This is a genomic window from Clostridium tyrobutyricum, from assembly GCF_019144085.1.
Lineage (GTDB): Bacteria > Bacillota > Clostridia > Clostridiales > Clostridiaceae > Clostridium_B > Clostridium_B tyrobutyricum_A.
In genome coordinates this window covers 120,394-145,535 of record NZ_JAHHUY010000001.1, presented here as the reverse complement: position 1 = coordinate 145,535, position 25,142 = coordinate 120,394, and the positions used below count along the sequence as shown (strand labels likewise).

The 25,142-nt window shown below is 34.0% G+C and carries 18 protein-coding genes and 1 other annotated feature; of the genes, 14 read left to right on the top strand and 4 right to left on the bottom strand.

Features of this window, described 5'->3' with window-relative positions; translation table 11 throughout:
• The first annotated feature begins 11 nt into the window (after positions 1–11).
• Both KM800_RS00705 and KM800_RS00700 read left to right on the top strand, forming a co-directional pair.
• Positions 12–452: a PTS sugar transporter subunit IIA gene (locus KM800_RS00705; protein WP_023625458.1), complete on the top strand. Its 441-nt coding sequence runs from the start codon at positions 12–14 to the stop codon at positions 450–452.
• Positions 453–454: 2 nt separating this feature from the next.
• Positions 455–1,609 (top strand): mannitol-1-phosphate 5-dehydrogenase, encoded by a 1,155-nt coding sequence (locus KM800_RS00700; protein WP_017752939.1) that lies wholly within the window; start codon positions 455–457, stop codon positions 1,607–1,609.
• A gap of 18 nt (positions 1,610–1,627) precedes the next feature.
• Here KM800_RS00700 and KM800_RS00695 read toward each other — a convergent pair whose 3' ends face one another.
• Positions 1,628–2,221, bottom strand: a complete 594-nt coding sequence (locus tag KM800_RS00695; protein WP_217811347.1) for a class D sortase — start codon at positions 2,219–2,221, stop codon at positions 1,628–1,630.
• Positions 2,222–2,533: 312 nt separating this feature from the next.
• On the opposite strand from KM800_RS00695, the gene KM800_RS00690 reads away from it, so the two are divergent.
• The 3 genes from KM800_RS00690 to KM800_RS00680 all read left to right on the top strand — a co-directional run bounded on the left by KM800_RS00690 (position 2,534) and on the right by KM800_RS00680 (position 12,073).
• On the top strand, positions 2,534–5,584 hold the full coding sequence (locus KM800_RS00690; protein WP_217811346.1) for an ATP-binding protein: 3,051 nt from the start codon (positions 2,534–2,536) through the stop codon (positions 5,582–5,584).
• Positions 5,585–5,607: 23 nt separating this feature from the next.
• Positions 5,608–6,729 (top strand): response regulator, encoded by a 1,122-nt coding sequence (locus tag KM800_RS00685; protein WP_217811345.1) that lies wholly within the window; start codon positions 5,608–5,610, stop codon positions 6,727–6,729.
• Between the two features lie 157 nt (positions 6,730–6,886).
• Entirely contained in the window at positions 6,887–12,073 is a 5,187-nt protein-coding gene (locus KM800_RS00680; protein WP_217811344.1) for a SpaA isopeptide-forming pilin-related protein, read from the top strand.
• Between the two features lie 71 nt (positions 12,074–12,144).
• Here KM800_RS00680 and KM800_RS00675 read toward each other — a convergent pair whose 3' ends face one another.
• Complete coding sequence (locus tag KM800_RS00675) at positions 12,145–13,320, bottom strand: PLP-dependent aminotransferase family protein (RefSeq protein ID WP_147565334.1); 1,176 nt, start codon at positions 13,318–13,320, stop codon at positions 12,145–12,147.
• 82 nt (positions 13,321–13,402) lie between these two features.
• Positions 13,403–13,654 (bottom strand) — a binding site (T-box leader).
• Positions 13,655–13,858: 204 nt separating this feature from the next.
• On the opposite strand from KM800_RS00675, the gene KM800_RS00670 reads away from it, so the two are divergent.
• Positions 13,859–15,307, top strand: a complete 1,449-nt coding sequence (locus KM800_RS00670) for an MDR family MFS transporter (RefSeq protein WP_017752937.1) — start codon at positions 13,859–13,861, stop codon at positions 15,305–15,307.
• 97 nt (positions 15,308–15,404) lie between these two features.
• Here the strand turns inward: KM800_RS00670 and KM800_RS00665 are convergent, their stop codons facing one another.
• Positions 15,405–16,187: a DeoR/GlpR family DNA-binding transcription regulator gene (locus KM800_RS00665; protein ID WP_217811343.1), complete on the bottom strand. Its 783-nt coding sequence runs from the start codon at positions 16,185–16,187 to the stop codon at positions 15,405–15,407.
• A gap of 282 nt (positions 16,188–16,469) precedes the next feature.
• On the opposite strand from KM800_RS00665, the gene KM800_RS00660 reads away from it, so the two are divergent.
• The 8 genes from KM800_RS00660 (at position 16,470) to KM800_RS00625 (ending at position 24,511) form a co-directional block, all read left to right on the top strand.
• The gene (locus KM800_RS00660; protein WP_217811342.1) at positions 16,470–17,624 is read left to right on the top strand and encodes an iron-containing alcohol dehydrogenase; all 1,155 of its coding nucleotides are present in this window, start codon (positions 16,470–16,472) and stop codon (positions 17,622–17,624) included.
• Positions 17,625–17,632: 8 nt separating this feature from the next.
• Positions 17,633–18,478 (top strand): class II fructose-bisphosphate aldolase, encoded by an 846-nt coding sequence (locus KM800_RS00655; protein ID WP_026093976.1) that lies wholly within the window; start codon positions 17,633–17,635, stop codon positions 18,476–18,478.
• A gap of 12 nt (positions 18,479–18,490) precedes the next feature.
• Positions 18,491–19,507, top strand: a complete 1,017-nt coding sequence (gene iolC / locus KM800_RS00650) for a 5-dehydro-2-deoxygluconokinase (protein WP_039652899.1) — start codon at positions 18,491–18,493, stop codon at positions 19,505–19,507.
• Positions 19,508–19,539: 32 nt separating this feature from the next.
• Positions 19,540–20,340: a 5-deoxy-glucuronate isomerase gene (locus KM800_RS00645; protein WP_017752932.1), complete on the top strand. Its 801-nt coding sequence runs from the start codon at positions 19,540–19,542 to the stop codon at positions 20,338–20,340.
• Positions 20,341–20,356: 16 nt separating this feature from the next.
• A complete protein-coding gene (gene iolD, locus KM800_RS00640; RefSeq protein WP_217811341.1) occupies positions 20,357–22,297 on the top strand; it encodes a 3D-(3,5/4)-trihydroxycyclohexane-1,2-dione acylhydrolase (decyclizing) in 1,941 nt (646 codons plus the stop codon).
• Between the two features lie 67 nt (positions 22,298–22,364).
• Positions 22,365–23,036 carry an MFS transporter gene (locus tag KM800_RS00635; RefSeq protein WP_080629771.1) on the top strand — a complete coding sequence of 224 codons (672 nt, stop codon included), beginning with the start codon at positions 22,365–22,367 and terminating at the stop codon, positions 23,034–23,036.
• A 342-nt stretch (positions 23,037–23,378) separates the two neighbouring features.
• Positions 23,379–23,882 (top strand): flavodoxin family protein, encoded by a 504-nt coding sequence (locus tag KM800_RS00630; RefSeq protein ID WP_217811340.1) that lies wholly within the window; start codon positions 23,379–23,381, stop codon positions 23,880–23,882.
• A complete protein-coding gene (locus tag KM800_RS00625) occupies positions 23,879–24,511 on the top strand; it encodes an NAD(P)H-dependent oxidoreductase (protein ID WP_217811339.1) in 633 nt (210 codons plus the stop codon). Before KM800_RS00630 ends, KM800_RS00625 begins: the two co-directional genes overlap by 4 nt.
• Positions 24,512–24,536: 25 nt before the next feature.
• Here the strand turns inward: KM800_RS00625 and KM800_RS00620 are convergent, their stop codons facing one another.
• Positions 24,537–25,082 carry an HXXEE domain-containing protein gene (locus tag KM800_RS00620; protein WP_217811338.1) on the bottom strand — a complete coding sequence of 182 codons (546 nt, stop codon included), beginning with the start codon at positions 25,080–25,082 and terminating at the stop codon, positions 24,537–24,539.
• Positions 25,083–25,142 lie beyond the last annotated feature (60 nt).

Here is a 25,142-nt window from a genome sequence, read left to right as displayed (position 1 = left end):
AAAATAAAATTATGAACAAGGAAATATTGTCAGAAAAAAATATTGTATTAAATGTACCTTCAGAATCAAAAGATGAGGCAATAGAAAGAGTAGGAAAGCTTTTGGTGAAAAATGGTTATGTAAAGGAGAACTATATAGAGGGCATGAAGGCAAGGGAAGAAGAAGTTACCACCTATATGGGAAACGGTGTTGCCATTCCCCATGGCATGAATGAATATAAAAAACAGATACTCAAAACTGGAATAGTTATAGCACAGTATCCTGGTGGAGTTGATTTTGGAGAAGAAAATACAGCATATATAGTAATAGGAATAGCAGGTAAGGGAGACGATCATATGGAAATACTGTCCAGTATAGCCCTGACTGTACAATATGAAGAAAATGTTGAAAAGCTTAGAAATGCAAAGACAGAACAGGAAATTATAGAAATCATAGAAAAGGGGGACAATTAATTATGAAAGCAGTTCATTTTGGTGCAGGAAATATAGGAAGAGGATTTATAGGGTATCTGCTCCGTAAATCCGGATACGAAGTTACATTTGTAGATATAGCAGATTCATTGGTTGACAATATAAACAAATATGGTGAATATACGGTTATAACTTTGAGTACAACACAGAATAAAGAAAAAATTGAGGATGTAAAGGCAGTTAGCCTGAAGGATATACCTTCACTTGAAAAAGTTGTGCTGGATGCGGATCTCATAACTACATCTCTTGGGGCAAACAACCTGAAGAGTACGGGAAATACGCTGAAGGGCATTTTGAAGAAAAGGGCCAAAACCAATCCAAAGCCACTTGATATAATAGCTTGTGAGAATGCCCTCATGGCTACGGATATGCTTAAGGATGCGATATTTGAAGGAGAAAATTCAGAATTTAGGGAATATTTAGAGAAAAGTGTAGGATTTCCTAATAGTGCAGTGGATAGAATTGTCCCAAATGTGGATATGAAAAAGGAGCTTCCAATAGATGTAGCAGTGGAGGATTTTTATGAATGGGATATTGAAAAAAACAAGGTCAAGGTAAATGACGGAATAAAAGGTGCAGAGTATGTTGAAAAGTTGTCACCTTTTCTTGAAAGGAAATTATTTTTGTTAAATGGTGCCCATGCAACTATTGCTTATCTTGGATATCTTAAAAAATATGAATTTATACATGAAGCTATAAAAGATGATTTTATACAAAAAGTTGCCATTGGATTCCATTCAGAGGCCGTAAAGGCACTTAGCATAAAGCATAAAATGGATATTGATTCTCTAACAAGGTATTCTAAAAAAATAATAAACAGATTTAAAAATGCCTATTTGAAGGATCAGGTATTCCGTGTAGGAAGGGATCCTGTAAGGAAATTATCAGGACATGACAGATTGATAACTCCATTGAATCTATGCTATGAACTCAAATTGGAATATGGAAACATCATTTGTGGTATAGCAGCAGGATTCCTGTTTGACTATGATGGAGATGAAAAGGCAAAACAGATACAGCAGGGTATAAAGGCAAATGGTATTAAAAAGACAATTTGTGATATAACAGGACTTGCAGTAGAAAATCCTTTAAATGCAAAGATAGCAGAGAAATATGAAGAACTAAAGAATAATCTATAATGCTTGTAAAAAGCAGCCCTATAAGCTGCTTTTTTCTTTGGCTTTAATTATAAGCCTGTGTGTTGCAATTCTTATAGGAGTACAGGTAACAAGTGTGATAGTGGAATCCTTTGTAGGATTAAGTACTTCTATTTGATTTGGCAAAACAACTTTGATGCTGTATATAGTGTATTTATAATTTTTATTGATAGTTTCTACATATATTTCATCACCATTTTTTAATTCACCTAATCTATTGAAATACTGTCCATATGTATAGCTTCTATGACCGGCAAGTGCAAAATTCCCCTTTTGTCCAGGCATGGCAGTATTTTTAAAGTGTCCTACTGCATATTTCAAGGTCCTCATATCCGTACCTTCTCCTATTGTAACTTTTAAATCTATTTTTGGAATTACAAGAATCCCTATTGTGCCATCTGTACTAGGTGTATTTGTAATTTTTGCATGATAATTTGCTGGAGAAGGCTTCCTATACTTTTTAATTTCCTGTTCATAGTTCTTTACCATGTTGTTCTGTCTGAGGACTGTCAGGTATTTAGCTCCAAATGTATATAAAAGCAGTGCAATACCAGAAACTATGAGGACTGTGCTTATAATCTTAATGTTTTTCATTTGAATTCCCCTTTGGAGTTTATTTATACTTATTTTATTAATTAACATAAAATTAGTCAATTTCTATTAGATATATGCTGATTTTCTGATTTTTGCATACATTTGTTGTAATTGAAATATAGAACAAATTATCCAAGGGTGCATATATCAGCAATAGTAAAGAAAAAATAGAATTTAAAGCTGCCTTGAAAAATGTTTATTGTGAAATATTTGTGATAGTCTTGTGATTAAATTGTGAGAAAATAATTAAAGTATAGAATTAAGTTATATAATTAGTTGTGATACTAATATGTTTAAGGAGTAATAAATTCAATGAAAAATATACTTAGATCTATTATAGTTTCGGGTATGATATTAATTTCACTTTTCATATCATATTCGTATGTCTTTTCATACAAGAAAACTCCTGCTGCTGAAGCAGGAATTATAGATTTATCAAGATGGAATTTTTCAAAAGAAGGAATGGTCAACCTTAATGGACAGTGGCAATTATATGATCATCAATTGCTTACCCATGAGGATTTCACAGGAAAAAGCAAAGTCAAACCTAAATTGACGGGATATAGATATCTTACGGCTACAAGGCAGAATCACAACAACAAATCTATTGAAGCCAAGGGAGTCAGAACCTATAGATTAGTTGTAAAAATGAAACCTTCAGATAAGGTATTTGGACTCAAGTTGGGTAATATCATGGCCAGCAACAGAGTATATGTAAATGGAGCCGAGGTTGGTTCAAGCGGAAATCCTGCTGAAAGGAATGAAGGCTATAGCCCTAGAATTACTCCATATAGTACATATTTTAATATCAACGGCAGTAAGGCTGAAATTATTTTGCAGGTGGCAAATTTTGAATACCCTTTCAAGAGAACCATGTATCAGATATGTTTGGGGCTTCAAAAGAATATTAATTTTATGGTTGTTGCAAATTCATCCATTGAACTTTCCGGGATTATAATTATGTTTTTGCTCGCAGTTTATTCATTGAATATATATGCTTTGCAGAGAAAAAGTAGAATCTATTTGTATCTGGGAGTAAATTTTCTGGCATCTGTTTTCCTGATAATTTCTAATGGTGAGAGATTGATTACACAGATTTTTCCAAATATGAGCTTCGAATTGGTATGTAAAATGGAGGGCATAGCAGTTGTACTATTTGTATTATCCTTACTTAGAATAGTAGATGAAGTCAATGAGAAGATTATTACAAATTCCATAATGTTTTCAGTTGATGCTGTAAGTACTGTTTATATAGTCATAGTTTTAACTACCAGATATAGTGTATATGCACACTTGCTTTTGGCAAGAGACATATTTATTACAGCTGTTCTGATAGTGACTATTATAAAACTGAGTTTGCTGTTGTCAGACAATAGCCGTAAATCCTTTGAAAGAAAAGAAACAACAATTTTTTTGGAAGCTGTTATATGTAGTGTCATCTGTCTGGGAAACAATTTTTTGTATTCATTCGATATTATAGATACAAAACTAATAGGATCTTCTGCCGGCTGTGGTTTTGTAATACTGCTTTCAAGTATTATGTCCAACAGATTTTTAATGGCATATAGAAATATGGAAAGGATGTCAAAAAAACTTATAAAAATGGATAAGGTAAAAGATGAATTTATTGCAAGGACATCTTATGAATTAAAGGCTCCACTGTATGGAATGGTTGATATGACTGATATAATAATCAAAAATAATATGAATTGTTTGAAAGATGAAAATATAAAAAGAGTAATAACATTAAAGAATATGGCCTTGAAATTGTCGGGAATTATAAATGATATATTGGATGTAGCACTGCTGAAAAATGGACAGCTGAAAGTGAATATAGGTATGATAGATATCAAAGTATTTGCTGACATAGTGGTGGAGAGCTATAAACATATAATACAGGGCAGAAACATAGATATAGTAAATAACATAAAAGAATCTACCTTTGTAAAAGCTGATGAAAGCAGAATAAATCAGATTTTTTTCAGTCTTATAATCAATTCAGTCAGGAATATGAACAAGGGAATTATAAGCATAGACAGCAGAAAAGATGAACATATGATTTTTATATCAATAGAAGATACGGGACTGGGAATACCTGAAGACAAAAGGGAAAATATTTTTGAACCATATAAGACTTCGAATTCTGAAAGAATTGGACTGGGACTTTATATAACCCGCCAGCTGGTTGAATTGATGCATGGCGAGATACATCTGGAGTGGTCGGAGATCGGAAAGGGGAGCTGTTTTGTATTTTCACTGCCGCTTTGTGAAGAAAATGATATGAAGTACAACAAAATAAAAGTAAAAGATGCAGGTTATATCAATAAATTTTCTCCTATAGATTACGCTGAAACAGTACAGAATGAAAAACATTACGGTACGATTTTAATAGTAGATGATGAAATATTAAATATTAAAATAGCTCTAAATATATTTTCCAGCGAAGGATACAATGCACTGACAGCCATGTCAGCAGAGGAAGCACTCAAAAAAATAGAGGAAAATAAAATAGACCTTGTACTTCTGGATGCAATAATGCCGGGAATTTCAGGTATAGATCTGTGTAGAAAAATAAGGCAGAAACATTCCCTTATTGAGCTTCCGATACTAATGTCAACAATAAAGGATATAAATTATGAACTTTTCCTGGGGTTTGAGGCAGGAGCAAATGATTTTATAACAAAGCCATTTGAGGCAAAAGAGATGATTGCAAGAGTTAGAAGTTTGATCTTGCTCAAGAGATATATGGAAGATGCACTAAAAAATGAAATGGCATTTCTACAGGCACAGATAAAGCCTCACTTTTTATATAATACCATAAGTACCATAATTTCATTTTGTTATACAGATGGTGAGAAAGCAGCCAAGCTTCTTACCAACTTCAGTAAATATTTGAGGCTTACTTTTGATATAGATAACAGATTGATGGTTGTATCACTCAGACGTGAACTGGAAATGGTGGATGCCTATGTGGAAATAGTAAAGGCACGATTTGGAAATAAAATCCATGTTGAATATGATATAAAGCAAACACTTATGGATGCAAGAATTCCATCATTGTGTATTCAGCCACTGGTGGAAAATGCAATAAAGCATGGGTTGTGTAAGAAAAATGATGGAGGTACCGTATATGTAATTATAAAAAAGATAAATAATATTATGTATATTCTAGTGAAGGATACAGGTGCTGGTATGACAAGTGAGCAAGTTGAACACTTGAAAAATATTGAAAATGAAAACAGTATAGGTATAGGATATAAAAATGTTGTAAGAAGAATTAAAGCACTAAAAAATGCAAGTATAGATATAAACAGTATTGAGGGAAAGGGCACAACTGTTAAAATATCCATTAAATGTATATAAAATATGTTGGGGGGAATTATTTAATGAGGGCTGTGATTGTAGAAGATGAAAAACCAATCCTGGAATTGATGAAAATAGTTATTGGCGGAAACAGGTATGTGGATATAATAGGATCGTTTACCAGCCCTAAAGAAGCCATGGATAAAATACCTGAACTTTCACCTGATGTCATTTTTATGGATATAGAAATGCCGTGCGTAAATGGAATGGAACTTGCAAAGCAGGTAAAGACTTTTAATGACAATATACAGATAGTTTTTGTAACTGCCTATGAAAAGTATGCTCTAGAAGCCTTTCAGGTAGATGCGGTAAATTATATTTTAAAGCCTATTACAGAAGAAGATCTAAATGTTACGGTAAACAGGTTGTTGAAAAATATAAATATTGAGAAAGAAATTTCGGAGCAGGATAGAAGAAATGAAATATTTTCATTTGGCTGTTTCAAGGTCTATGGAAATTCAGGAAGTGAAATTATAAAGTGGTCTACTTCTAAAGTTCAGGAACTGTTTGCATATTTTGTGTGTAAAAGAGGTGAGGAAACGGATAAATGGACACTATGTGATATACTGTGGCCTAATGCATTGCCAAAGAGAGCGGAACATAATTTACACAGTACAATATACAGAATGAAAAATGTTTTTAAAAATGCAGGAATAGATAATGTAGTATACTATCAAAATGGAAAATATAGAATGGATTTAAGTCAGTTCAAATGTGATCAGTGGGAATTTGAATCATTTATTGAAAATAATCCTTTGGTAAACGATGAGAATATAACTTACTATGAAAAAATTGCCGGACTCTACAAAGGAACACTATTTGAAAATCAGGATTACATATGGGATGTTGAATTAAATCAAAAATTTAGTAGATATTATCTGTATATTATGAAAAATATAGCTAAATATTTTATAGATAAGAAGAACTATAACAGGGCAGAAGAGTATTTGAAGAAAACTATTGATAAAAATCCCTTTGATGAAGAGGCAAATGAATTGCTGATGAAAGTGTATTCATACATGGGAGACAAGGTTGAACTGGTGAAATGTTATAAGGAGCTGGCCAGATTGTTTAAAAAAGAACTCCATATATCACTTAAAAATTCTACAAAACGACTGTATAAAAACTTACTGGCTGGATTATAGCAGAGAATTTAATTTCTCTGCTTTTTGTTTGAAAAAACTTGTGAGAAATTTGCGAGGAAAAGGTTTTAATATTATATTGATAAAGTTAAATTATTATTAATAACTTTTAGTTATTAATAATAATTTAAGTAAGTATATTTATAAAAGGAGGGATAAAATGAAAAAGAAGAAGAAAAAGCTTTCATCTATTGTGGTTACGGTTATATTTTTACTTCAGATTTTCTCAAGCTTTACGCCTTTAAGTAGTGTAAAGGCTGATGGTACTGATATTACAAATACGTTTCCATTCATAACTGGAGTAAGCCTTACAGATGGAAAAGGCAATCCTCTGGGCGATGATGTACCTAAGGATTCGGATGTGCGTATTCAGTATGATTTTTCTATACCAAATACTGAAAAGGTAACTTCAGGTGATACTTATACAATGCAGATTCCAAGTCAAATAGCTATTGTACAGCCATTGACCATCCCCATTAAGGATGATTCAGGTAATAATACTATAGCAAATGTTGCTATAGACAAAAGTGGGAAAGTTGTTATAACATTTACTGATTATGCCAGTACACACTCCAATGTAAAGGGATATTTTTATGTCAGTGCAAATTTTGACAAGAGTAATATAGGTAATACAAATCCGGTTCCTATAGTCTTCCAGCTTGGAGGCAACTCGGATCCAGTAACTATTAATGTCAATTTCGACCAGCCTGCACCACTGCCAACATCAGTTGTAAAAAGTGGTTCGTATGATGCTTCCACTAATACAATTACATGGAGCTTAAAAGTCAACAAGGAAAATGTTGCAGTAAATAATGGACAACTTGTAGATGATATTCCAATAGGACAGCAGTATGTAGATAGATCTGCAGCCATAGACAATGGTGCAGATGCAAGCCAATTCAGCTATGCTGAAGCAGATCCCGGGGATACTGCAAAAACAGGGACACTGACCTATAAATTCCCGGATACCATCAACAAAACTTATAATGTGACGTTCAAGACCAAAGTTACTGACCCCAATGCTTTTTCAGCACAAGGTAAGAGTACGGAGGAGTACAATACTGCTGTATTGAAACATGATGATACTGAAACTATTTCCAACAAGGCATCTGTTACAGTAAAGTCAGATTATATTAACAAAAATGGAAAGTATATAGACATCAGCAGTGGCAGCGGACCTGCAGCAGGGCAAATTAACTGGACCATAAAAGTCAACAACAATGCACTATCACTTTCCAATGCTGAAATTACCGATCCGATTCCACAGGGGCTGACACTTACACCTGGAAGTTTCAAAGTGGATGGAAAAGCTGATAATTCATTTGCTTATGATGGAAGTACCAATATACTTAAGTACACTTTCAATGGAACTATAAATGAACCACACATCATTACTTTTTCTACAGATGTAACAGATTCAAATGCTTATAATTCCAATACCGGAAAAACATATACAAATACAGTCAGCATGACCGGAGAAGGTGTACCTGGTACTGTTTCAGACAGCAGCAATGGTGTGGGAGTACCTACCAGTGTAATACTGAAACAGGGTTCAGGATATAATGAAAGTACTGGAGAAATTACATGGAAAGTTACTGTAAACAGCAACAGAATAAATATAGATAATGCTGTAATTACAGATGATATTCCAACAGGTCAGAAGTATGTAGACGGATCCTGGTCCATAACACCTACAGATGGTCATGCATCTTCCAGTGGATTCAGCTATACAGCAGCGGCTTCAGATGATAAGTCCAAAACCGGAACACTTAAATATCAATTTACAGGTACCATAAACAGTACCTATACTATAACTTTCAAGACAAAGGTAACGGATAATACCGTGTTTGCTGCAAATGTCAGCAAAAATTATTACAATACTGTTACTATCAGTGGCAGTAATTTACCAAAACCTTCTTCTTCTACAGGTAAACAAGCTGTAACTAGTGAAGTAATCAATAAAAGCAGTACAGATTATGACTACGTAACCAGAGAAATAACATGGACGGTTGTAGTCAATAAGAATGCAATGCCTATAAAAGATGCTGTAGTTACAGATGTAATCGATGATGGACAGGACTTTGTACCGGGCTCGGTTACTATCAATGAAAGTCCGGCAGATAGCGGAAATTACACTTATGATTCATCAAGTAAGACATTTAAGTATACTCTAGGTGATATTTCAAGTCAGCAGACAATTACTTTTAAGACAAAGATCACAGACTTGAGTATTTTTCAGACCAACGGTGACAAAACAGTAAGTAATACTTCATCATTGTCAGGAGACATCATACCACCTGGTATAAGCAGTACAGGAACCAGGAAAATTACCAACAAGGTAATTGACAAAAGCGGAGCTTATACCGCAGGTCAGGACTATATAGACTGGACTGTAAATGTAAACTCCAATGCCATTCCCCTTGACAGTGGCTCAATAAAAGATACACTCCAGGATGGACTTCAGTTGGATACAAGTTCTGTAGCTTTGAAAAAAATGACTTTGAATACGAATGGAAGTCTTACACCGGGAGATTCAGTAGCACTTACTGGATCAAATATAAAGTACGATACAGACAGAAATTTCACATTTACATTCCCAGGCAGCATAGATGGAGCTTATCAGCTTACTTTCAGAACATATATAACAGATCCTTCAAAAAGTCCATTTACAAATACGGCAGCTTTTAGTGGTTCCAAGGCTGACAATCAAGGATCCACTTCAACTCAGATAGATGTATACAATGGTTCTGGTGGTGGTGGAAGTGGTGAAACTGGAAGTATTAAAGTTGTAAAAGTTGATAGCAGCAGTTCACAGCCATTGAAGGGAGCAGTATTCCAGCTTATTGACCAGTATGGAAATCCAATAAGCAAATCTTCACCTACAGGCAGTGACGGTTCAACTGTATTTTCAAAGCTCAGATATGATATTGATTATTCTATAAAGGAAATAACAGCACCAACTGGTTATGATTTAAGCAGTGAAGTATACAAGTTTAAAATTTCTGGCAGCAGCGATGATAAAAATATAGCTTATAATTTTAAAGATACTAAAATTGTTGGAAATATACAGTTCAATAAAACAGGACAGGATGGAAAGGGACTTCAGGGAGCTGTATTTACACTGTATAATCAAGACGGCAAGAACCCAGTTAAAGATTCAGATGGCAAGGATATAACTGCTGAGAGCAACAGTGGCGGACTTGTGGAATTTAAAAATATACCTTATGGAAAATATGTCATCAAAGAAACTCAGGCACCTTCGGGTTACAATATTTCTACTCAAACTATAGATGCAGATTTAACAGCTATAAAAGATAATGGACAGACTATACATGCTCTTCCTTATATTGTGTCCAATACCAGGATAATGGCAAATATAGAATTTAACAAGACGGATGAAAATAGCATGGGGCTTCAAGGAGCAAAGTTCTCACTTTATGAAAGCACAGATAGTGATTTTTCAAATCCAATAGCAACTACATCAAGTGATTCCAATGGACTTGTACAGTTTAAAGATGTACTTGTAGGAACTTACAAGATAAAAGAAACTCAGGCACCTGTAGGATATAACGTTAATTCACAGGTACTGACTGCTACTATATCACAGGGAGACAATGAAAACACAATTACTCCAACAGTTGATAATTCTCCTGTAAATACTATTATAGACAGCAAAATAAAAGCTACAATAAGATTTACCAAGACAGGTGAAGGCGGAGATGCAAATGCCCTCGAGGGAGCAGAATTCTCACTTTACAGTTCGATAGATCCTACAAAAGCTATAGCAAGTGCAACAAGTGATGACAATGGAATTGTACAGTTCGACAATGTAGACTATGGATCCTACTATATAAAGGAAACCAAAGCACCTGAAGGATATATGCCTCTACTGATGCCACTTACTGTAAATGTAGGTAAGGATGACAATGGTAATACCATAGATCTTGGCTCAGTTTCTGATGTAAAGATAAAAGGCAACATTCAATTCTATAAGGTTGGAGAAGATGGCGGCACACTTGCAGGAGCACAATTTGCACTATATTCAGGTACGGATACTACTGCAGCTCCAGTAGCTACTGCAACAAGTGACAGCAGGGGACTTGTGGAATTCACCAATGTACCATATGGAACTTACAGTATAAAGGAAATAGCTTCTCCTTCAGCTGAATATAATATAAATTCACGGATTTTTACAGCAACTGTAAATGAAAATGGAAGTACTGTAAAATTAGCTGATATCAATGATACCAAAGTAAGAGGTGGAATCGAAATTACAAAGATAGATTCTTCAACATCAGCACCGGTACCTGGAGCAACCATCACAGTGTACAACAAGGATGGAAGCAAAGTAGGCAGTGGAGTAGAGGGAAAGACAGGAAAGGATGGAAAAGTTCAATTTAACAATCTGACTTATGGAGACTACTACTTTGTAGAAACTAATGCACCGGAAGGATATCTGTTAAATACAGACAAACATCCATTCAGTATCAAGGACAACGGAGTAATCCTGAAAGACACTCTTCCAGATATCAGAATTACAGGCGGAATAGAGATAACAAAGACAGATGCTTCGACATCAGCACCAGTGCCTGGAGCAACCATCACAGTGTACAACAAGGATGGAAGCAAAGTAGGCAGTGGAGTAGAGGGAAAGACAGGAAAGGATGGAAAAGTTCAATTTAACAATCTGACTTATGGAGACTACTACTTTGTAGAAACAAGTGCCCCAGCAGGATATCTGTTGAATAGTGACAAACACCAATTTAGCATCAAGGACAATGGAGTAGTTGTGAAGGACAGCTTCACAGATATAAGGATTACAGCAGATATAGAAATTACAAAGATAGATACGAATGGTAAAGTACTACCAGGAGCAGAATTTACACTTTATAAAGATGGAAAGGCTGTAGATATAACTGTAAGTGACAGTAATGGAAGGGCAAAGTTCCAAAATGTAGATTATGGAACTTATACAATCAAAGAGACAAAGGCTCCAAAAGGATATAAGTTAAATGACAGTATATTGAATGTTGATATAAACTCTGCAACAATACGGAAATTTACAGTTAAGGATGAAATTTCACCAGGTAATGGCGGCAATAGTCCTGGAGGAGATTCTAATAATCCAGGTGGTGGCTCTGATGTAACTCCTGATACCGGAAAAAACAATCCAGTTGAAGGTAATCCAAGTTCAGGTCCAAAAGATTCCTATAAAAGTACAGGTACTGGAAGCATACTTCCTAAAACCGGTACAATGATTGATACTACAGTTTTGACCATTATAGGCTTACTGGCAATTTTGATGGGAATTGTACTTGCAATAAGAAATAGAAAATTGAATAAATAAATTTGTAAACCTCATACTCACATAGGATATATCCTGTGAGGGTATGAGGCTTATTTATTAAGTCATACAAGTTATAATTTCCTGATTGCTCTAGACAACCTTTTAATACCTTCTTCAATGGATTTTTCGTCGGAATTTGTATAGTTGAGCCTCAATGTGTTGCTGCCTTTTACATTGACATAAAATGGATCTCCTGGAACAAAGGCAACATTTTCTTTGGCTGCAAGATCAAACAGTTCCAAAGATGAAATACCTTCAGGAAGGGTTACCCACAGAAACATTCCACCTTCAGGTTTTGTGCTCTTTATGCCTTCAGGAAAGTATCTTTCAATCATTGACACCATACAGTCTCTCTGCCCCTTGTACAATTTTCTGATCTTTTTTATATGGTCTTCAATGTCATTGTCCATTAAGAATTGATGGACTACTCTCTGTGAATAATAATTTGTGTGGAGATCAGCTGCCTGTTTCGCAGTTATTAGTTTTTCCATGATTTCACCTTTGGCACATATCCAGCCAAGCCTCATTGCAGGAGCTACTATCTTAGAAAATGAACCAAGCATAACGGATTTATCTCCCAGATAAGTTTTTATAGGCTGTAGGTCCTCTCCTATAAATCTCAGTTCACCATAGGGATCATCTTCAATGAGAATTGTATCATATTTTTTCAAAATGTCTGCAGCAGCTTTCCTGTTCTTTTCTGAATATGTAGTTCCAGAAGGATTTTGAAAGTTGGGAACTGTGTAGAATAATTTTGGACTATTCATAGCAAGGGATTTTTCCAGTAAATCAATATCAACCCCATCATTATTTACGGGAACTGAATTAAAAACCGGCTCGAAAATTGAGAATGCCTGTATTGCACCTAAATATCCGGGACGTTCAATAAGAACATTGTCATCCTTGTTCAAAAATATTTTTCCAAGCAAGTCCAATCCCTGCTGTGAGCCATTTGTTATTAATATTTCATCGGCATCAACCTTTAAACCGAATCTTTTAAGATATCTTTGTGCAATGTATTCCCTTAGAGGGCGGTAACCTTCAGTTGTACTGTATTGGAGTACATCACTGCCATTTTCATTTAAAACTTTTATAGACGCTTCTTCAACTTCCTTGATTGGAAAGGATAGAGGATTTGGAAGACCGCCTGCAAAGGATATTATATTTGGATTTTCTGTAACTTTTAAAATTTCTCTTATAAAGGATTTTTGGACTTTATTCATTCTTTCAGCAAATTTTATACTCATTTATATTTCACCACTTTCTAAAAATTTTTGGTGATATTTCCAATGCGCATTTGGAAATATCAAAAACCCTTCATCCTATATATAATAGGACGAAGGGTAAATTTCCGTGGTACCACCTAATTTTGTACAAATGTACACTCTCAACATAGTACGGGCAACATATGCCGATACTAGTTCCCTCTTAACGGTGGGATTCCGTTAAAGCCTACTTGCCTGAAGCTTTCAGTTTAAAGCTCTGTGACTACCTTCATTACATCAATCATGAGAAATTTCCACCTGCATTCTCTCTCTTTGTTTCATGTATGTAATTACTCTTTCACATCAATGCCTTTAATATAATACATATATATTATCAGAATAATGACAGATTGTCCATAATTTATTTTGCAGCTTATTATAACGAATTTAACCTATTAATAAATAAAATATAATGATATAATCTCTATGTATTAAAGGATTACAAAATACAGTGCAGGTATCGATTTCCTTGAAATTAATATCTGTATTTTTATTCATGATAATGAGGAAGTGATTAAAAGTGGGTTCAAGAAAGAAAAACATACTAATGGCATTGACTGTTGCAATGTTCCTGGCAGCCGTTGAGGGTACAGTGGTTACTACGGCCATTCCAACCATATCAAGGGATTTGCAGGGATTTCAAATCATCAGCCTGGTATTTTCAGTATATTTATTGGCCTCTGCAATTTCTACACCTATATATGGCAAATTGTCGGATTTATATGGAAGAAAAAATATGCTTTCCATAGGAATAATAATGTTTTTAATTGGAAGTTGTCTGTGCGGACTATCACAGAACATGTACATGCTTATAGGGTTTCGTGTAATTCAGGGATTGGGTGCAGGTTCGATATTTACACTTACATATACAATAATAGGTGATGTATTTACTATTGAAGAGAGACCGAAAGTTCAGGGCATTATAGGCACTGTATGGGGAGTAGCAAGTCTTACAGGTCCATTTTTAGGAGGAATTTTAATAGATACTCTGTCCTGGCACTGGATCTTTTTTATAAATATGCCTTTTGGAATACTGTCAGTCATACTTATACAAAAAAATATAAAAGAAAATTTTGAAAAGAAAAGATGCAAAATTGATTTTGCAGGAATTGTTACTTTATCATTGGCCATGATTATATTTTTAAATATTTTTGTGTCAGGCCAAAATAAAAATTCCACTTATATATTCAATATAATATCAGTTTTAGCTGCTGTTGTATTGTTAATTGCATTCTATAAAATAGAAGAAAAAGCGGAAGAACCAATTATCCCATTCAGTATATTTACAAGATCAATTACAATAACAAATTTAGTAAGTTTTCTAGCATCAACTGTATTGATAGGTGCAGATGTATATTTCCCCATATATATACAAAATGTACTTGGATTCAGTGCAAAAATATCAGGTTTGGCTCTTGCTCCAATGTCAGTTGCCTGGCTTATAGCTTCAGTAGTTTTGGGAAAACTTATAGTAGTTCGTGGAGCAAAATTCGTAGTTTTGGTTTCAAATTTCATCCTTATAGTAGGTACAATGCTGCTTCCTACCCTGGGCATAAATTCTCCGATTTTACTGGTATTAATATATGTTTTTATAATGGGTTTTGGATTTGGAGGAGCTTTTACTACTTTGACCATAGTTATACAGGAATCTGTAGGATACAATCAAAGGGGTGCTGTAACTGCATCCAACGCTCTAGTTAGAACATTGGGACAAACAATAGGAGTAAGTGTATTTGGAGGTATATTCAATTTATTTATAGTTAAATATTTTGTGGGGATAGGAATTAAAGGAGTAGATCCGGGTAATTTATACAAGGCATCCGGATATAATTCCAATGCAACTGTTGAACAGATAAAGCTTTCCCTGAATAGTTCTCTTCATGTACTATTTATAATATTGATAGCAATATCCGTACTTTCATTGATTATATCCATAGCAATGCCAAAGGAAGAGAAAAGTGAAATATGAGTAACGGTGACTGCTGAAAATCATCTTCCTATTTAAAATAGGAAGATGGTTTTCAGCAATCCTTTTCTAAAGATTTATTCTATACAATATATAAAAACTATCCTTGTGCATATATACAGTTGTCATCTTGTGCTATTATTAAATTCACATCGTTTTTGTTAATGAATTCTATATATTCCTCTGGTGGCACTTTATCAGTTATTAGATAATCTATATCTCCTATTGAGCAGTATGTCATTAAAGAAGAAGTTCCAAATTTTGAATAGTCTATTAACACATATACCAGGGTACTTTTGCTAATCACAAGTTTTTTTATTTCAGCTTCTTGTGGAGAACCATTTGTTACACCATTTGTTAAAGATATTCCTGTAGAAGCCATAAAAGCTTTGTTTATATTATATTTTTTTAGAAGGTTCAGTGTATCTATACCTACAAATGAATTTGTATTTCTTACCAGACTGCCACCAGTAGAAATTATATTTATATTGTCATATTTTATACATTTATTGATGAAATTGAGATTGTTGGTTATTATGGTTATATTTTTTTTATCCTTTAGAAAATATGCAAGGTTTACTGTAGTTGTTCCCGAATCTACAAATATTATATCACCATCATTAATCAGTTCAGCTGCTTTTTCAGCTATTAAAGATTTTGGATGGCTGTTTTTTATTTGCCTTTTATCAAAAGGAATAAGGGGATTGGAATTTACAGATACACCTCCGTATACCTTTTTTATTGTACCTTTTTCAACTAACTCACTTACATCCCTTCTTATTGTGTTTTTTGAAACATTAAATATATTAGCCAATTGGTCTAGTGTTACTGTCTTATTATCTAATATATATTCTTCTATTTTTTGTATCCTTTTCAGTTTCATGGCTTTCTCCTTTCATTAAAAGTACAATTAAAATGTTTTTATTAATAAATTTACTATGCCCTTATATATAATTATATATAAAAACTCAAAAAAGTAAACAATTCAATTCAAATGTTAACAATAACTTGATCAATAAATAACTAAAATATGTTTATCCAAATTTATTTTAACAAAGTTTTAATAAACATATTGACATAATGAAACTATAAGTGGTAATATTTAATCAACAAATAATCATAAATTCACAAACAAATAATCAAAAAAATATAAGAAGGTGAAGTTTTGAGTAATTTATTTTTAATGCCAAGATATGTTTTTACAGGCCAGGGGGCCCTGGATAAAGCTAGTGAAGATATAAAACTATTGGGCAAGAAGGCACTTATAGTTACAGATGATGTGATGATTAAACTGGATAGCATAAGCAATATTACTAATTTATTGGATAAGCTGGAAGTTAATTATTCTATTTATCATGACGTCAATGGAGAACCTACAGATGTTATGGTCAACAATGGAATCAAGCAGTACAAAGATAACAATTGTGACTTTTTAATAGCACTGGGTGGTGGAAGTCCTATTGATACAATGAAAGCCATAGGTGCAATGATAACGAATTCAGGTGAGATAAACGATTATCTTGGAAAGATAATTGAAAAAGAAACTCCTCCATTGGTGGCAATCCCAACCACAGCTGGAACTGGCTCAGAAGCAACTCAATTTACCATAATAACAGATACTGAAAAAAATATAAAAATGCTGTTAAAAGGACCATATCTAATACCAACTATTTCAGTAATAGATCCTATTTTTACAATTACTTCTCCTAAAAATGTTACTTCTTCTACAGGATTGGATGCACTCACCCATGCTATAGAATCCTATACGTCAAAACTTGTTCAACCTATGTCAGAAATATTTTCTCTATCTGCAGTAAAAAAGATATTTGATAATTTGTTGGAAGCTTATAATAATGGAAAAAATGTCAATGCGAGGACAGAAATGTCTATAGCTGCACTTCAAGCAGGAATAGCATTTAACAATTCCTCCGTTACTATAGTACACGGTATGAGCAGACCTATAGGTGCATTGTTTCATGTACCACATGGATTATCAAATGCAATGCTCTTAACAGATTGCCTTGATTTTATTTTGTCTGGTGCACCTGATAAATTCTGTACTTTGGCCAGGACAATTGGAGTATATGAAAAAAATATGAGTGATATACAGGCAGGAGAGAAATTTATAGAGGCTGTTAGAAATCTTTGTACAAAATTAAATGTACAGACATTACAGAAATTTGGAGTTGAAAAGAGTATATTCATGGAAAATTTGGACAAGATGGCTGAAGATGCACTTCAAAGTGGAAGTCCTCAAAACACAAGAAGAAAAGTTAAAAAGGAAGACATAATAGAGATATATAAAGGATTATGGAAGTAGGTGAAGCTATGTCACTGACAAGATTAAAAGAATTACTGGATGAAGCTGAAGGCAGAAAGTATGCAATAGGTGCTTTTAGTATCGCAAATATGGAAATGATAATAGGAGCTGTCAAGGCTGCAGAAGAATTGAAATCACCTATAATATTGCAGATTGCAGAAAGCAGGCTGAAGCATTCACCGCTGCATTTAATAGGACCTGTAATGATGGAGGCAGCTAAAAAAGCCAAAGTTCCCGTAGCAGTGCATTTGGATCATGGTTTGACTATGGATTGTATACATGAGGCACTTGATTTAGGATTTACCTCTGTTATGATAGATGGTTCCAAATATACTCTGGACAAAAATATTGATTTAACTAAAAGTGTCATCAAAAAAGCCCAAGAATACGGTGCTTCAGTAGAAGCTGAAATTGGTAGAGTGGGAGGCAGCGAAGATGGTTCAGAGGATATATCTGCCATGTATACAGATACGGGTGAGGCATATGAATTCTATAGTGAAACAAAGGTTGATGCGCTTGCAATCGGCATAGGAAATGCTCATGGTGTTTATAAAGGTCTGCCTAATCTAAATTTCGATGTATTGAAAAATATTTATAAAAAGGTGGATGTCCCTCTGGTTTTACATGGAGGTTCCGGTATAAGTGATGATGATTTTAGAAAATGTGTTTCATATGGGGTGAGAAAGATAAATATAGCTACTGCTACATTTATTTCGGTTGCTCAGAAGGTAGAAGAATTATGCAGGAAACATGAGCACACAGACTATTTCAAGCTGCATGAAGCTGAAATTGAAGGTGCATATTTAAATGTTAAAAAGCATATAAAAATTTTTGGAAGTAATAATAAAGCCTAGGGAGGAGAAAAAATGCAGTATATTCAATTTGACAATGGCAGAAAATTTGATGTTATACCTTTGGGAAGGGCAACTATAGATTTAAACCCGGTGGAAATAAACAGGACTTTGGCACAAAGTGCAACTTTCAAGAAATACCTTGGAGGATCTCCTGCAAATGTAGCTGTAGGGCTTGCTAGACTTGGAAAAAAAGTTGGATTTATAGGTAAGATATCAGATGATAGATTTGGAGATTTTATTATTGATTACTTCAAAAAGGAAGGCATAGATGTTTCTCAAATTTATAGGGCAGAGAATGGAGAATCTCTTGGACTTACTTTTACTGAAATACTCAGCCCTACAGAAAGCAGTATATTGATGTATAGAAACAGTATTGCAGATTTAAGCTTGAATGTAGATGAAATTGACGAAGATTATATAAGAAATACAAAAGCAATCTCCATATCAGGAACAGCTCTTGCTCAGAGTCCTTCAAGAGAAGCTGCCCTTAAAGCAATGGAATATGCAAAAAAACACAATACGATTGTAATCTTTGATATAGATTATAGAAAGTACAATTGGAAAAACAAAGATGAAATAGCAATTTATTATTCAATGATGGGTAAAAACAGTGATCTGGTAATAGGCTCAAGAGAGGAATTCAACCTTATGGAAGGTCTTGTTGCAGAAAACAGCAGTGATATTGAAACGGCAAACAGATGGATTGGATATGGAAACAAGATAGTTGTTATAAAGCATGGCAAAGATGGATCTACAGCCTATACGGAAGATGGAAGAAAATACAGTATCAAACCATTCCCTGTTAAACTGATGAAATCTTTTGGAGGTGGGGATGCTTATGGTTCAGCTTTCATATATGGACTTCTTGAAGGATGGGATATAATAGATGCTCTTGAATTCGGAAGTGCTTCAGCTGCAATGCTTGTTGCAAGCCATAGTTGTTCAGATGCAATGCCTAAAGTGGAAGAAATAAAAAAATTTATAAAAGAAGAAAAGGCCAAATACGGTGAAATGGTGGCAAGATATTAAAGCAGAATATTATAGTTGGGAGGAATTAGCATATGAGTTTAAGTGAATTTGGTAATTTGGGTTCTTTAAAATTTGGTGAAAATAAAATATGTGGAATAAATGGCCCGCATAAAGAAATGCTTATGGATATATCAGTAAACAGGATTAGAAAAAATTCAGAAGAATCTTATGAAGAAAATAACAAGGAAATGGCTGTTCTTCTTTTAGACGGCAAAATTGAAGTAGACTGGCATGGCAATAATCAGATAATGGAGAGACATTCAGTGTTTGATGAAGAACCATGGTGTATTCATGTTCCACATGGTACAAAAGTAACAGTAAAAGCTCAAGAAGAAAGTGAAATAATCTTTCAGGCTGCTGAAAATGAAAACGACTTTGATCCGAAATTATATTTTCCGAAAGATTGTCAAGGTGATATATTTGGCAAAGGAGTATGGAATGATACTGCAAGAAGAATTGTAAGAACCGTATTTGACTATCATAATGCCCCTTATTCAAATATGGTAATGGGAGAAGTTATTACATTCCCAGGAAAATGGTCAAGCTATCCTCCACATTATCATCCGCAGCCTGAAGTTTATTATTATAAATTCAACAAACCTCAGGGGTTGGGATTATGCCTTACTGGAGATGATGCCCATAAGATATCGGACAACAGCTATGTTGCCATTCATGGGGGAGATGTCCATCCCCAGACTTCGGCACCTGGATATGCAATGTATTACTGCTGGATGATAAGGCATCTTAAAAATAATCCATGGACTGACAGAATTGATGTTGAAGAACATAAATGGTTATGGGAAAAAGACGTAAAAATATGGCCTGACAAATAAGGAAGGAGGTTAAATTATGAAAAAAATAAGACTTACAGTTGCACAGGCACTGGTGAAATTTCTTGACAATCAATATGTTGAATTTGATGGTGTTGAAACTAAATTTGTCAAAGGTATCTTTACAATTTTTGGACATGGAAATGTAGTAGGACTTGGTCAGGCGTTGGAAGAAGATCATGGAGATTTGATAGTACATCAGGGAAGAAATGAACAGGGAATGTCTCATGCTGCCATAGGATTTGCAAAACAAAAATTGAGAAAACAAATATATGCGTGTACTTCATCAGTTGGGCCTGGTGCTGCCAATATGGTGACAGCAGCTGCTACAGCAAGTGCAAACAGAATACCTGTACTATTCCTTCCAGGAGATGTATATGCTACAAGGCAGCCTGATCCAGTACTGCAGCAGATGGAACAGTTTAACAATCTTACAATAAGCACAAATGATGCTTTTAAAGCTGTAAGCAAATATTGGGACAGGATTTCAAGACCTGAACAGCTCATGACAGCCTGCATAAATGCAATGAGGGTTTTGACAGACCCTGTAAATACAGGAGCGGTTACCATAGCATTACCTCAGGATGTTGAAGGTGAGGCATATGATTATCCAGAACAATTTTTCCAGAAAAGAGTACACAGAATAGAAAGAACACCCGCAACGAAAGAAATGATAAAGGATGCAGTTGAACTCATTTTAAAGAAAAAGAAGCCTATGCTTGTATGCGGTGGTGGAGTAAAATATTCTGAAGCTGCAGAGGCTTTTAAAAACTTTGCAGAAAAATTCAACATACCATTTGGAGAGACTCAGGCCGGAAAGAGTGCAATAGTGTGGGATCATAAATTGAACCTTGGGGGAATAGGGGAAACAGGAAGTTTGGCTTCTAATATGATTGCCAAAAAGGCAGATCTTATAATTGGTGTTGGTACAAGATATACAGATTTTACAACATCGTCAAAATGGTTGTTTCAAAATCCTGAAGTTGATTTTCTCAATATAAATATAGCTGGATTTGATGCTTATAAATTGGATGGAGTTAGAGTTGTAGCTGATGCTAAAGCAGCATTGGAAGATTTGACAAATGAACTTTCAAAAACAGGGTATAAGTCCTCATACAAAACTGAAATAAAAGAGGCCAGGGACAAACTGGATGCAGAAGTGAGGAGAGTATACAGTACGGAGTATAAAGAAAAAGGTTTTGTGCCTGAAATACAGGATCATCTTGATCCGTCGGTATTTGAAGAATTCAAGGAAATAACCGGTTCATGCCTGACACAATCAAGAGTTGTAGGTATCTTTAATGAAATGCTTGCTAATGATGATATTGTAGTTGGTGCATCAGGAAGTTTGCCTGGAGATTTGCAGAGAATATGGAGGCCAAAGGGTGTCAATACCTATCATGTAGAATATGGATTTTCATGCATGGGATATGAAGTAAATGCATCACTGGGTGTAAAGATTGCAGAGCCTGACAGGGAAGTGTATGCATTTGTCGGAGATGGTTCTTATATGATGCTTCATTCTGAACTTCCAACCTCTATTCAGGAAGGAAAAAAGATAAATGTAGTACTGTTTGACAATATGGCTTTTGGATGTATAAACAACCTTGAGATGGAACATGGAATGAACAGTTTTGGAACAGAATTCAGATTCAGAAATCCAAAAACCGGGAAGTTGGACGGAGGCCTTGTTCCTATGAATTTTGCCATGAATGCAGCTTCCTATGGATGCAAGACCTATACTGTAAAGACGATAGAAGAGTTAAAAGAAGCAATAATAGATTCAAAGAAACAAAAGGTATCTACTCTTATAGACATAAAAGTACTGCCAAAGACAATGATTCATAAATATGGTTCCTGGTGGAGAGTGGGATTGGCCCAGGTATCCAAGAGCAAGAGAATTCATGATGTATATGAAAATGTAATAAAGAAAAATCTTGGTGAGGCACGTCAGTACTAATTATGGAGGATGTCTTCTAATTTATAAAAGAGTTTATTATTAAGAAAGAAGGTTAAATAAATCATGGATTCGCCGTCTTGTATTGATTGGTATAGGAATAGGTATTATACAGCAGATAGCGGGAATTAATGTAATGATGTATTATGGAACTACTGTTTTGGAAAAGGCTGGATTTGGTGTTAAGGCAGCATTGATTGCCAATATAGGAAATGGATCCATAGCTGTTATAGTTACAATAATTTATATGAAGGTTTTTTCAAATAGAATTAGACGTAGAACTATGCTGCTTACTGGATATACAGGAAGTACGTTATCTATGCTGACAATAGCTATTCTTACACATTTATTACAAGGACAGGCCATTCTTCCTTATCTGGTAATAATATTGACTATGGTTTTCTTGGCTTTTTTCCAGGGAACTGTTGGGCCGGTAATTTGGCTTGTGTTATCTGAAATATTTCCACTTAGATTAAGAGGACTCGGCATGGGAATATCTACATTTTTCTTATGGATAGCCAATTTCTGTGTTGGAGTTGTATTTCCTACTTTGCTATCAAAATTTGGATTATCAGGTGCATTTATAATATTTGTCATACTTGGAGCTATAGCGTGGGCATATACGTATAAATTTGTACCAGAAACCCTTAACAAATCACTGGAAGAAATAGAAGAATCTTTTAGAAATTATAAAAAGAAAACTTCAGATAGTTCAAATATAAACAAAATATATAATAAATAATTATTTTATAATAGACTATACCTGAACCTGTGCATTAAATGAAATTGTATTTCTCTAATAAGTTCAGGTATATTTTAATGAAAATCAATTACACAATGTTAGCAGGACAGCTGCATATTATATCAATTGCAATATCATACAAGAATTAATTACTTTAATATGATATATTTAAAAGAAGATGGAGAAAGGAAGTTAGGATTGTTTACCTGGACAGGGAATTGAATATGGGAGTTTATAATATAGTAGTATAATTTCATTATAAATAATCGAAAGAGGTTAAAGAAGAGTGCAAGTATACTAATTTGAATAATGGCGTGGCTGCTTATAGGAGATGAGTGATAAATGAAATTATTAATACATGATCTGAAAGCTGATGATTTAAAAAAGATATTTTCCAATATATTAGATGATATGATAATTATCTCAGACGATGGGACAATACATAATTGCATAGGGTGTTTCGGGTGCTGGATAAAGACACCTGCAGCCTGTGTAATACATGATAAATATAAAGATATGGGGGAATATTTATCAAAATGCAGTGATGTTATTATTATTAGTGAATGCTATTATGGAGGATTTAGCCCATTTGTCAAGAATGTATTGGACAGAAGTATTTCTTATCTGCATCCTTATTTTATAATAAAAAATGGGGAAATGCATCATAGGAGACGATATAATAATAATATAAACATGCAAGTATATTTTTATGGTAAGAATATAACAGAAAGAGAACGACAAACTGCTAAAAAGCTTGTAAAGGCCAATTCAATTAATTTACATTGCATTGTAGATAGGGTTAAATTTATTCGTAACATTTTTGAAATGAAGGGACAGATATTATGAAGATAGCTTTTATTAACGGAAGTCCTAAAACAAAAGACAGTGCTTCTGGTTGTATATTAAATGACTTGAAGCCTTTCTTGGACAACAGTATAATTTCCAAATATAAATTCAATAAAAAGAAATTAACTTTAAAACAGATGGAAGAACTGGCGAAATGTGATATATTGGTATTTGCTTTTCCTCTGTATGTAGATGGAATTCCATCTCATCTATTAAACTGTCTTATTCAATTGGAAAAGTTTTTTACAAAAATAGAACAAAAAGAGATTATTGTCTATTGTCTTGTGAATTGTGGATTCTATGAAGGTCATCAGAATAAATTGGTAATTGAAATGATAGAGAATTGGTGTGAAAAAGCAGGTATTAAGTGGGGAGAGGGAGTTGGAATTGGAGCAGGGGGAATGATAACATCCTTAAAAAATGTTCCAATTGGACATGGACCTAAAAAAAATTTAGGAAAAGCATTAAAAGAATTTTCAGGTAATATATTAAAAGGTACTTCAGGAGAAAATATATTTATTACAGCAAATTTTCCAAGAATTTTGTATAAACTTGCTGCAGAAATGGGATGGAGGCATTTAATCAAAGCAAATGGGTTGAAGCGCAAGGATTTGTTTTTAAAAAAATAAACCGTCCAAATTTTTGTTTATACTATTATTCAAGGGAATACCTCTTTAATAGTTTACTGAAGTTTTTTATACCATCATGCATTGAGATTAGTATGATAATACCAAATATAATTCCTGCAATACACGAGAGAAGCACTTTGGATAAATCATATTTTAAAAGTGATTTAGAAATATACATTATGTAAATACATACGGGCAAGAATAATGCAGAAGTTACTACACCGGGAACATAGTGTTTGAATTGTATGCATAAATAAAAATGTGCAAAGATTAAATGAAATGTAAAAGCGAACAAAAATCCATACCAAATAAAATAGCTGTTAAAAGTACATGATAATATAGAAGCAACTGAAAGAATCACAAATATAATTTCCACTCCAATTGAAAATGCTGCAGTACTCCAATAGCCTGTATCATTTAAACCAAAGGGTTTCTTTTTCATCATAAAAGTGTCTTCCTTCAACTCCTTTTTAAATCTTTTACTCCATGCTTCAGCCATTATAATTTCTTCAAAGTCATGAATCATAAATAATATAGGCAGTAACCATATGATTGTTTTTATATTATACATAGAATCTCTCCTTTCAATATGACACACTTGTGTCACTTCATAATATAGAGTATAATAATT